Source organism: Chryseobacterium amylolyticum (genome assembly GCF_051011775.1).
GTDB lineage: Bacteria > Bacteroidota > Bacteroidia > Flavobacteriales > Weeksellaceae > Chryseobacterium.
The window spans coordinates 125584-137190 of the sequence record NZ_JBPCHX010000003.1; the positions used below are offsets into that span (position 1 = coordinate 125584).

Annotated in this window: 12 protein-coding genes; 8 read left to right on the forward strand and 4 right to left on the reverse strand. The window is 36.9% G+C overall.

Features of this window, described 5'->3' with window-relative positions; genetic code table 11:
• Window positions 1-24: 24 nt before the first annotated feature.
• Window positions 25-612: a thymidine kinase gene (locus tag ACR1PO_RS09270; protein WP_002982051.1), complete on the reverse strand. Its 588-nt coding sequence runs from the start codon at window positions 610-612 to the stop codon at window positions 25-27.
• A gap of 61 nt (window positions 613-673) precedes the next feature.
• On the opposite strand from ACR1PO_RS09270, the gene ACR1PO_RS09275 reads away from it, so the two are divergent.
• The 5 genes from ACR1PO_RS09275 (at window position 674) to ACR1PO_RS09295 (ending at window position 6573) form a co-directional block, all read left to right on the forward strand.
• Complete coding sequence (locus ACR1PO_RS09275) at window positions 674-2143, forward strand: DUF8457 domain-containing protein (RefSeq protein WP_433986586.1); 1470 nt, start codon at window positions 674-676, stop codon at window positions 2141-2143.
• Window positions 2144-2145: 2 nt separating this feature from the next.
• Entirely contained in the window at window positions 2146-2820 is a 675-nt protein-coding gene (rsmI, locus tag ACR1PO_RS09280; protein ID WP_002982053.1) for a 16S rRNA (cytidine(1402)-2'-O)-methyltransferase, read from the forward strand.
• Window positions 2821-2826: 6 nt separating this feature from the next.
• A complete protein-coding gene (locus ACR1PO_RS09285) occupies window positions 2827-4335 on the forward strand; it encodes a WG repeat-containing protein (RefSeq protein WP_433986587.1) in 1509 nt (502 codons plus the stop codon).
• Window positions 4336-4506: 171 nt separating this feature from the next.
• Window positions 4507-5250 carry a 3-oxoacyl-[acyl-carrier-protein] reductase gene (gene fabG, locus ACR1PO_RS09290; protein WP_374465033.1) on the forward strand — a complete coding sequence of 248 codons (744 nt, stop codon included), beginning with the start codon at window positions 4507-4509 and terminating at the stop codon, window positions 5248-5250.
• A 3-nt stretch (window positions 5251-5253) separates the two neighbouring features.
• Window positions 5254-6573, forward strand: a complete 1320-nt coding sequence (locus ACR1PO_RS09295; RefSeq protein WP_433986588.1) for a DUF6056 family protein — start codon at window positions 5254-5256, stop codon at window positions 6571-6573.
• Window positions 6574-6607: 34 nt separating this feature from the next.
• Here the strand turns inward: ACR1PO_RS09295 and ACR1PO_RS09300 are convergent, their stop codons facing one another.
• Window positions 6608-7648, reverse strand: coding sequence for a GMP reductase (locus tag ACR1PO_RS09300; protein WP_433986589.1), 1041 nt, complete (start codon window positions 7646-7648; stop codon window positions 6608-6610).
• Between the two features lie 61 nt (window positions 7649-7709).
• Between ACR1PO_RS09300 and ACR1PO_RS09305 the strand changes: the two genes are divergently transcribed.
• The 3 genes from ACR1PO_RS09305 to ACR1PO_RS09315 are packed head-to-tail and all read left to right on the forward strand — an operon-like array spanning window position 7710 to window position 10112.
• On the forward strand, window positions 7710-8465 hold the full coding sequence (locus ACR1PO_RS09305; protein WP_332388758.1) for a prolipoprotein diacylglyceryl transferase: 756 nt from the start codon (window positions 7710-7712) through the stop codon (window positions 8463-8465).
• A complete protein-coding gene (locus tag ACR1PO_RS09310) occupies window positions 8462-8698 on the forward strand; it encodes a hypothetical protein (RefSeq protein WP_332388757.1) in 237 nt (78 codons plus the stop codon). The genes ACR1PO_RS09305 and ACR1PO_RS09310 overlap by 4 nt, the downstream gene beginning before the upstream one ends.
• A gap of 10 nt (window positions 8699-8708) precedes the next feature.
• The gene (locus tag ACR1PO_RS09315) at window positions 8709-10112 is read left to right on the forward strand and encodes a radical SAM protein (protein WP_433986590.1); all 1404 of its coding nucleotides are present in this window, start codon (window positions 8709-8711) and stop codon (window positions 10110-10112) included.
• A 54-nt stretch (window positions 10113-10166) separates the two neighbouring features.
• Here the strand turns inward: ACR1PO_RS09315 and surE are convergent, their stop codons facing one another.
• Both surE and ACR1PO_RS09325 read right to left on the reverse strand, forming a co-directional pair.
• Window positions 10167-10955: a 5'/3'-nucleotidase SurE gene (surE, locus tag ACR1PO_RS09320; protein WP_332388755.1), complete on the reverse strand. Its 789-nt coding sequence runs from the start codon at window positions 10953-10955 to the stop codon at window positions 10167-10169.
• Window positions 10956-11341: 386 nt separating this feature from the next.
• Window positions 11342-11512, reverse strand: a complete 171-nt coding sequence (locus tag ACR1PO_RS09325; RefSeq protein WP_041461998.1) for a lmo0937 family membrane protein — start codon at window positions 11510-11512, stop codon at window positions 11342-11344.
• Window positions 11513-11607: the final 95 nt, after the last annotated feature.

Consider the following 11607-nt stretch of genomic DNA (forward strand, 5'->3'; position numbering starts at 1 on the left):
TAATGTAGCAGCTTCGCCTTCCGGTTATTTTCTTTTTGAAAGTACTTCGTCAATAAAAACACGGCGGCTTACTGCTTCATAGCTTTCTGTTTCTCCCAATTCTACCAGGTTATCTCCCTGGGAAATTCTCATGGAATAATTGGCAAGATTACCCGTTCTCTTACAAATAGCATGCACTTTTGTAACATATTCGGCAGTAGCCATCAGATTCGGCATCGGCCCGAACGGACGGCCCAGAAAATCCATATCCAACCCTGCGATAACTACTCTGATACCGCTATTGGCAAGCTGATTGGCAATATCAACAATGCTTTCATCGAAAAACTGAGCTTCATCAATTCCTACAACATCACAATTGGATGCCAGCAGAAGAATTTCATTTGGATTCTCTACTGCTGTACTGCGGATCTTATTCTGATTGTGGGAAACTACATCCTCTTCAGAATACCGTACATCCAGCTTAGGTTTAAAAATTTCCACATTCTGTCCTGCCATTTCTGCTCTTCGCAACCTGCGGATAAGTTCCTCGGTTTTACCGGAAAACATAGAGCCGCAAATCACTTCCATCCAACCGCTTTGTTTGGAATGATTAATTGTATTTTCTAAAAACATTTGTTAAATTAGCCGTATATTTTTAACATCAAAAGTAAGCAATTTTAATAAGAATCTTATTATGCAGAATATCCAAGATTTAAAGGAAAAGATTTTTTTTGAATCCATGAATATCATTGATAATCTGGACAAAATAAGTCACATAGACGAATTACTTTCTAAGCAAGATCTTGTGGATGAGCTTGCTAACAGGATTTCTTTTTTGAAACTGCTGGAAAAAAATATTGAATACTTCGTCGCAGACAATCCGGTGCAGAACCCGGACAGCCAGTATGTCTCTTTTGCTTCAGGAGAAACAGAACATCATGATGCAAACGAAGTGACCGAAGAGGAAGCTATTTTCAATAATGAACTGAATGAAATTGACGAGAATGAAATTTTCCCTGACGGATCTGAAGAAGAAGCGGTTTTTAATAATCAGCTGAATGAAATTGTTGAAAACGAATTTCATGAAAATATAGTGAGCTTTGTAGAAAAAAGTTACACTGATAATACTGAGGGCCAGATTTCTGATCATGAAATACAGGAAGAAGAAGCCGTGTTTAATAATCAGTTGAATGAAATTGATGAAACAGAAATATCAGCAGAACAAAGAGCCGTTCTGAACTTTGTAGATGAAGATAAAATTCTCGCAGATTCCACACCGGATTCAGATGAAGATCTTAATGAAGATCTTTATTACCATGAAGTAACTGAAGAAGAAGCGATTTTCAATAATCAGCTTAATGAAATAGAAGACGAGGAAAAAATTTCTGAACAGGAATCAAAAAAAGAAGTTGATTCTGCGATCGTAAATGATACCAAAACATCAGTTACAGAGACAATTCCAAGTATTTTTGACAGCGAAACACTGGAAGACGAAATCCTGATCGAAGAAAGTGAAGAACAGTTTGTAGCTTCAAATGTTTCGATAGAGCAGGGAGAGATGGCTACTGAAACTTCCAATGTGGAAAATATTCTGAGCGAGATAAAAAATGATCATTCAGCAGAAGAAACAAAAGAAGAAAGCATCCTTGCCGAAGTTTATGACCGGAGAAAAATTGTTGAAATTGACAAACCTGTTCGCGAAGAAACCGATAAAAATCCTTCCGATGAGAGCTTTGAAAATTTAGAAGAATACCATCGGGAGAAAAAAATAAAATTAGCCAATATCAAAGGAATGAAGGCTGTTCAGTCGCTTTTCGATGACGACCATCTGGAAAGAGATCTTCCTAAAGAAGAAAAACCGGCTCCGGCTGTGAAGGAAGACACGGGAAGTATCCTGAAATCCAATATTCCAACCAACTTCATGGAAGCAGACAAGCTGAAACCTGAATTTAAGCTGGATCTTAATGACAGGCTTGCCTTCACGAAGATGCTTTTTGAAGGAAGCCAGGCAGATCTGAATGATACGGTATACCAGCTGAATCAGTTCAGGACACTGGATGAAGCCAAAGAATATCTGAGCGATCTGTACTACGAAAGAAAATGGAATAAAGTGGATGAATATGCCCAGAGGCTTTGGATATTGGTGGAAAATAAATTCTTATAATTTTGAGCGGAATCCTATATTTTGTTCCCACACCTGTCGGGAACCTTGAAGATATGACCTTCAGGGCAGTAAACGTCCTGAAAGAAGTTGATTATATTTTATGTGAAGATACCAGAACTTCCGGTGTGCTTTTAAAACATTTTGAGATCTCGAAGCCTTTAAAATCTTATCATTTGCATAATGAGCATCAGGCGACGGAAAAAGTGATTGCAGACCTTAAAAACGGCCAGAATATCGCTATTGTTACCGACGCAGGAACTCCCGGTATTTCGGATCCCGGATATCTGCTGGCAAAAGCGGGGGCAGACAACAATATTGAAATGATCTGCCTTCCCGGGGCTACTGCTTTGATTCCTGCCCTTGTAGTTTCAGGACTGCCCAATAATGAATTTCTATTCGCAGGATTTCTGCCTCAGAAAAAAGGAAGACAAACCAAACTGAAGCAGCTTGCTGAGGAAAAAAAGACCATAGTTCTTTACGAAAGTCCCCATAAGATCAACACCACTCTGGAGCAGATTAAGGAGTTCTTTGGAGAAGAAACCAAAGTAAGCTTAAGCCGTGAGATTTCCAAGAAATTTGAAGAAACCAAACGTGGGACAATCAATGAATTAATTGAGTTTTCCAAAAGTAAAACTTTAAAAGGAGAGATTGTTCTTATTGTCAATAATTCTATTTAATTTTCCTTGAAAAAATTAGTTTTTGTATTATGTTCTGTAGTCTGTACAGCACAGACTAATCAGTATATGAAAGTAATCCTGTCGAAAAAAACAGGAAAAGAGATCAGTTCTTATTCTGAAGGATACGGAACAGCTTACGATCCCAGATCTAAAAAACAAGGTATTATAGATTCTTTAGGGAATATCACATTTGAATCTCCAGGGAGAAGTGTTTATCATATTTTCAAAAACCGGTTTATCCTGGATTCTGAAGAAGGAAGCAGCCGGAAATCAGCAGTTATTGATGAAAAAGGAAATGAGATTATTCCATTGGACAATCAGGAATTTAATACACCCTGGTGGAGCAGGGAGCGGATTATTTCATCAAAACAGAATGCAGAAGCAGTCTTCGACTTTAACGGAAAGCAAATTATTCCTTACTCAGAAAAGATCCGTTTTTCAGGAAAGAACAGATTTTTTGTTTTAAAAGATAAAAAATGGTTCCTGTATGATCTTCACGGAAAGCAGCTCAGTACCAGGGAGTTTAAAGAAGATTACAATTTTGAAGAGGATAAAGCACTCATCATTAATGAAGATGGTCAGAGCGAAATCATAGGAAGTAATGGCCAGACCTTACATACATTTTCTCAACAGGTGATCAACATCAGTGCTTATCCCTATCTGATTACCAGAAATAAAAGTACAGGCAAATATGGTTTGATCGATGCAGACGGAATTACCATTGCTGAAGAAATTTTTAATGATATCACTCCTGAATATTTCGGAAGAAGGGAATATATCTATTTCGGTAAAAACGGCAAAACAACTGTTTTCAGTAAGAAAGACAGGAAGCTGTATTCCCTGGCTTATCAATATCTGAATCCTTTACCGGATAAGTATTTCAGTACTTATAACGATAAAACAAAGAAATATGGTGTTGTAGACCTTGAGGGAAAGGTTATTTTTCCTCAGGAATATGATTTCATAAGAAGCTTTACCATTTCCGGAAAAGACTTTATTTATCTTAAAAAAGGAAATGAAGAGAAATTTCTCGATAATGATCTTAAGAATATTATAGAAGAAGGATTTCAGGTTTTTGGCTTTTATCCTGATGATCTCATCATTGGAAAGGACAATACATATTACAGCTTTTCAGTGGCCGGAAAAAGGTTGAAAGAATTAAAAAATATCAGCTGGATAAAGAATGAGGATGTTGGATATTTTAATCCTCTTAACCAGTACTCCAAACCTTTGGTTTGCAGGAATACTGATAATTTTTATGGCATTCTGGATGGGAAAGGAACAGAAATTGTACCCTTTGTTTACGAAGATATCATAACTTTCGGGAATGCTGAAAATGAAATTGTAGTGAAAAAAGAAGGGAAGTTCGGCGTTTCCAATTTCCAGAATGAGCCTCTGAAAGAAATTGTGTATGATAAATATTTCTGGCAGAAAGAAGTACTGAGGATGGATCAAAACAAAAAAAGTGATTTTATCTATTTCACCAGATTTAAAAATAATTCTGCCCAACTATAATAAATATAAATAATCATCAAAAAAAGATGAGTATTTTAACAATTTAAATGGGTTGAATAACAATTTATAATATCTTTGCAAACCGTTTAATTCCGGAAAGGAATTGTAGAGACTACAAGAGTCAGCTCACACAAGCTGAATGAGTTATAAAGAAAATAATTGTCAATAGATATGAAAATATTAGAAGGAAAAGTAGCACTAATTACCGGAGCTACAAGAGGAATCGGTAAAGGTATCGCTGAAATGTTTGCCCAGCAGGGAGCAAAAGTAGCATTTACCTACGCCGGCTCTGTAGACAAAGCAAAAGAATTAGAAGCAGCTTTAAGTTCTGTAACCCAAATTAAAGGGTATCAGTCTGACGCATCAGATTATGATGCTGCTCAGAAATTGGTGGATGAAGTAATGGCAGAGTTTGGGCAGATTGATATTTTGGTAAACAATGCAGGGATTACAAAAGATAACCTGTTATTGAGAATGTCCAAAGAAGATTGGGATAAAGTAATCAAAGTAAACCTGGATTCAGTTTTCAACCTTACGAAAGCGGTAATCAAACCAATGATGAAAGCAAGATCAGGTTCTATCATCAATATGACTTCTGTAGTAGGAGTGAAAGGAAATGCCGGACAGGCCAATTATGCAGCTTCTAAAGCAGGGGTAATAGGGTTTACAAAATCAGTAGCGTTGGAATTAGGATCTAGAAATATCAGGTGTAATGCTATTGCTCCTGGATTTATTGAAACGGAAATGACGGCTGTCCTGGATGAAAAAACAGTTCAGGGATGGAGAGAAGAAATTCCGATGAAGAGAGGAGGACAGCCTGCAGATATCGCGAATGCATGTGTATTCCTGGGCAGCGAAATGTCAGCATATATTACCGGACAGACATTAAACGTTGACGGTGGAATGTTAACCTAGAAAATGAAAAAAGTACAGAATATAATAGTATTCTTGTCAGTTTTACTATTCATCGGTCTGACGTACATTAGTTTTTTTAATGTATATCAGACCGATGATTATTTCTGGTCCTATACTACCAGAAAGCTTGGGCTGCTGCAAAGCTTTATAGACACCTATACACAATGGGGCGGAAGATATTTCGGATATTCCATTAATATGTTTAATCCTGTCTTCTATGACAGCAATAATATTGTCCCCAAAATATATCCTGTCTTTCTGATCTTCTCTTTCATTGGAGTTTCGGTATTAAACTTTAAAGGGTATTTCAACTATTCTCTGAGGGAGTCCGTTAAAAAAGGATTTCTTTTGTTTTTCTTTTATACAGTCCTTCTGGTAAGCTTACCGGAACATTACTTCTGGATTACGGGGTCCAATATTTATTTTGTTCCTGTTATTCTATCCGGTATTTTACTTTATTTTTTCAGAAAATATGAAGATACAGACAGGAAGATATGGTTTTACCTTTCAGCTTTGCTGATCCTCATTCTGATGGGATCTAATGAGATTCTGGCATTGATTCTTGAAGGGCTTTTATTAGTGGCCTGTTACCGGAAACGCAATAAAGAAAGCTTGATTCTGGCATTGCTGGGAACCGTATTTCTGCTCATATGTTTTCTCGCACCCGGAAATTTCAACAGAATGGGGGAAGTGGAAAAAGGAATTGTTAAATGGCTGAAAAGAGCTGCTCTTTTCGGGGCGGATACTGCATATGTAGTATTTAAGGTGATTCTTATATTACCGTTATTTATAAAGGTTTTTGAAGAAGAACTTAAAAAGATTGCTGGTAAGGTTACATACAGGCAGGCTGTTTTATTCTGGTCAGTATCATTGCTCCCTTTGTTATTTACAAGCTATATTCTCACCTCTGTTGCAAGACAGTTCGAAAGTATACTTTTTTATTTTCTGCTTACTTTTTCACTGTTATTATATTTTAAATGGAAAAAGATTAAAAAGTTCTGGTGGCTTTCCCTTCTCATTGTTTTGCTTCCGGAGCTCAAAATTTTCCCCGGAAAATATTCTTACTTTAATATTGATTTTAATAATGAAAATATAATAATGGAAGTTCTGGATACAGATCTGAAAGAATATGAAAGAGAAATGAACCAAAGAATAGATACCATCAGAAACTCTCCTGAAGATTCAGTTGTGGTGGATAAAATAAAAGAAGTTCCGAGGATTTTATATATGGATGAAATGGCTTCTGTAAAAGAACAGGAGACCTACGTAAATGATCAGCTTCAGAAGTATTTCAATAAAAAATACATCAGAACAAAAGAATAAAGGCTTTAGATAATAATTCTAAAGCCTTTGTTTATTAATCTTTAAAAACCTGGTTTTCCTGTTCCTGAACCCTTATAAAAGTAGTTCGCTTGGAAAGTTCTTTCAGTTTCGAAGCTCCTACATAGGTACATGTAGACCGGACACCTCCTAAAATATCCTTTACTGTTTCAGAAACCGGACCTTTATAAGCTACTTTCACTGTCTTTCCTTCAGAAGCACGGTATTCTGCCACGCCTCCGGAATGCTTATCCATTGCCGTTTTAGAGCTCATCCCATAGAAAAGACGGTATTTTTTACCGTTTTCTTCAATCATTTCTCCGCCGCTTTCATCGTGCCCGGCAAACATTCCTCCCAGCATTACGAAATCTGCACCGCCGCCGAAGGCTTTTGCAACATCACCGGGAACTTTGCATCCTCCGTCAGCAATGATATGTCCTCCTAAGCCGTGGGCAGCATCAGCACATTCAATAATTGCAGAAAGCTGAGGATATCCAACCCCGGTTTTTACTCTGGTAGTACATACGGATCCCGGGCCAATACCTACTTTTATGATATCTGCTCCTACCAGAAGAAGCTCTTCCACCATTTCTCCGGTAACCACATTTCCTGCGATAATAATTTTCTCCGGAAAATTAGCCCTTGCTTTCTTCACAAATTCAACAAAATGCTCAGAATACCCATTGGCTACATCTATACAGAGAAACTCGATTTTTGGATGATTTTCGAGGATCAGCCTTATTTTTTCTTCATCTGCCTTTCCTGTTCCTGTACTTAAGGCAATATACTGGTGAATACTCTCAGGCTGGCTGTTGAGAAACCGGCTCCATTCATCAGGAGTATAATGTTTGTGAACAGCAGTAATAATTTTTTCTTTGGCCAGTTCTACTGCCATTTCAAAAGTCCCTACTGTATCCATATTAGCAGCAATTACCGGAACTCCTGTCCATTTTTTCTTGGTATGCTTAAAGGTAAATTCTCTTTGGAGATCAACTTCCGAACGGGATTTTAAAGTAGAACGCTTAGGGCGGAACATTACATCCTTGAACCCCAGTTTTATGTCATATTCTATACGCATTTTGTAATTATTTGTCAGAATAAAGGTAGTGAATAATATGAAATAGTGTATTTTTGAAATAATGGATTTTCCTGTAACCTTTCATATTTTCGGCAAAACAATCCTTGCGCATCCGCTTTTTGAGGCTGCCGGAATGTTTTTGGGTATGAGATATTATTTTTATCTGAAACGTAAGTCCGGGGAAAAACTTTCTTTCAATACTTCTGCAGCGGTTTTAATAGGCGCTACTGCCGGAGCTTTGATAGGCTCCAAGCTGATCGGAAATCTTGAAAATCCTTATGCATTATTTGAAAATTTTTCTATCAGAAAATTCTGGTCAAACAATACCATTGCAGGAGGTCTGGCCTTTGGCTTACTGGGAGTAGAGCTGGCAAAAAAGATTGTACACCATAAAGAAAGTACGGGAGATCTTATTGTTTTTCCCCTGGTATTTGCTATGATTATAGGCAGAATAGGGTGCTTTCTTACCGGTATTGGTGAAGAAACATATGGTATTCCTACTGATTCTGTTTTTGGAATGCATTTGGGGGATCAATATCTCAGGCATCCTGTTGCTTTGTATGAAATAGCCTTTTTAATTCTTCTTTGGATAGGATTAAAGTATATTCAGAATCGTAAGAAATACCCTTCCGGCTTTATATTTCAGCTGTTTATGCTCAGCTATTTTACATTCAGATTCTTTTTAGATTTTATAAAACCAAAGGTAGAAATCATTGGAAATATGGGTACGATTCAAATGGTCTGTATCTGCGTAATTATTTACTACATTTATAAAATTAAAAATACCGGATCTTTATATTTAAAAGAGTCAAGATGAAAACATTAACTATTTTAGAAGGCAATCTCAATCTGGCAGGGTTGGTGGTAATGATTGTTGGTGCGATTATTTTGGTTGCACTGGTTCTTTCCCTTATTGTCACTGTTGTGACAAAAACCATCTACGAATGGAAAGGAGACCGGAAATTTACCAAAAAACAATTTATCCAGACCATGCTTATATCCCTTCTGATCTGTGGACTGATCAGCGGCTATATTTGCGGAGGACTTTAAAAAATTTGCTATGCCAGTAAGAAATTATACCTATTACGATTATACCATCAGTCTTTGCCCGGAATGTCTTAAAAGGGTAGGAGCTAAAATCATTATTGAGGATGAAACTGTTTTTATGACCAAACGATGTCCGGATCATGGTTTTTTTAAAACAAAAATAGCTTCTGATGCACATTATTATAAAAATATAAGAAACTATAATAAAGCCTCTGAAATGCCCCTTCATTTCGGAACTGATGTGGAATATGGCTGTCCTTATGATTGCGGGCTATGTGTAGATCATGAACAGCATAGCTGTCTTTCAATTGTGGAAGTTACAGACAGGTGTAATCTGACCTGTCCCACCTGTTATGCGATGTCCTCACCTCACTATGGAAGTCACAGAAGCCTGGAAGAAATTGAGGCTATGTTTGATGTTATCGTAAAAAATGAAGGAGAGCCGGATGTAGTGCAGATCAGTGGAGGAGAGCCCACTATTCATCCGGAGTTTTTCAAAATTATGGATATTGCCAAGTCAAAACCAATCAAACATCTGATGCTGAATACCAACGGAATCAGAATAGCCAATGATCCGGGGTTTGCTGAACAATTGGCTACGTATGCTCCTGAGTTCGAGATATACCTTCAGTTTGACTCATTTAAACCTGAAGTACTGGAAGATTTCAGAGGGAAGGATCTTACGGCAGTCAGAATGAAGGCGCTGGAAAAACTCAATGAGCTTAACCTTTCTACCACATTGGTGATTGTCCTTCAAAAAGGTAAAAATATTGATGAAATAGGAAAAATTATAGAATTTGCCCTGAAACAGAAATGTGTAAGAGGTATTACCTTCCAGCCTGTTGAAATTGCCGGAAGAAACCGGGAAGATTCTGCTCATGAAAAAATTACCTTAACTGAAGTAAGACAGGAAATTATCAATCAGTTTCCGTTATTAAATCCTGATGATATTATTCCTGTTCCCTGTAACCCGGATGCTCTGGCTATGGGATATATCTTAAAACTTCAGGGTGAAACAATTCCTCTGACCCGATATATCAATCCTGCTGATCTTCTGAATAATGAATCAAGAAACACGATTGTTTACGAACAGGATAAGGGATTGCATATGCAGCTGCTGGATATTTTCAGTACGGGGATTTCCGTAGATAAAGTCCAGCCTAAGGTCAATCAGTTATTGTGCTGCCTGCCTGAAGTCTGTGCTCCGGATCTTGACTATGATAACCTTTTCAGAATAATTATCATGAACTTTATGGATGCTCATGATTTTGATGTAAGGGCAGTGAAAAAGTCATGCGTACATATTGTCAATAAAGATCTGAAGTTAATCCCTTTTGAAACAATGAACCTTTTTTACAGGGATGAGAAAAAGGCTTACCTGGAAGAGCTCAGAAAAGAAGATAAAGTATTATTTTAACAACATAAAAAATAAAAGCGTGAAATCTGATTTCACGCTTTTATTTCTCTTTGATTATTTTACCTCTTTTACATTTTCAAAAGTCATCACCTCTTCCAGCGTTTTCATATATTCGTATGCGGTCAGGTCAAATTTTACCGGAACAATGGAAATATATCCGTTAGCCAATGCTGTTTCATCAGCATCCTCAGAATCATCCATATTGTTGAAATATCCGGTCAGCCAGTAATATTTTTTACCATGAGGATTGATTCTCTCATCAAAGCTTTCTTCCCATTTTGCATGCGCTTGTTTACATACTTTTACACCTTTTATTTCTCCGGCCGGAAGTTTAGGAATATTGACATTCAGTACAATTCCTTTGGGCATTGGGTTTTCCAGCGTTTTTCTTACGATATTCTGAATAAATTCTTTAGCCTGGGTAAAATCTGCTTCCCAGCTGAAATCAAGTAATGAAAATCCGATAGCAGGAATACCTTCCACACCAGCTTCTACTGCAGCAGACATGGTTCCTGAATAGATCACATTGATAGAAGAGTTCGCACCGTGATTAATTCCTGAAACGACAATATCAGGCCTTCTTTTCAGAATTTTATCAAGAGCCATTTTGACACAGTCTACAGGAGTTCCGCTGCATGAAAAATCAGTTTGAGGGCCCTCCAGGGTAACTTCTTCGTAGCTTAAGGTAGAATTAATGGTAATAGCGTGGCCTTTTCCACTTTGAGGAGAATTGGGTGCTACAACAACTACTTCTCCGATTTCATTCATAAAATTTACAAGATTTCTGATACCGGGAGCTGTAATTCCATCATCATTAGTCACCAGAATAAGTGGTCTTTCCATAAATTATCTTTAATTTTTTTATTCAAATAATATTGTGAGTCTGTTCATTTTCAGAATGGAACAGATAGATTTTCAACACATCAAATGTAGGTAAAAATAAGACGCGATAAAACAGCAGATGCAGTATTGATTTCTTTGAAATCAAAATTGAGTTTCATCTGTTTTAACCATAAAATAAGATTGGAAACCGGATTATCAGAAAATACAATGTTCAGAAAAGTAAACCGAAATAAATACTTTGAAAAGGAAGAATTTTTTGTGACCGGTGTCATTATTCATCAGTTTATCTTAAAATTTACAGATGCATTTCCAGCAGGAATCTGTTGAAATTCTGAGGAAAAGCACCTGTAAAGACTGATGTTTTTGTTACGTGATTTGAAAAAGAATTAATCAAGTGGTTTTCTGCCGGAAATAATGTTATAAAGAATAACAACAATGGCAATAACCAGTAAGACATGAATTAAATAGCCGGTACTCATACCCGGAACTATTCCTAACATTCCTAAAAGCCAAACGACGATGCAGATAACTGCGACTAACCATAGTAAACTTTTCATAACTTAATATTTTGAATTTGTATACATCAATACCATCATATTTTATGCCTTAATGGTTGAAAACAGATTTTTGTGGTACCTGTTTTGCGATTTTT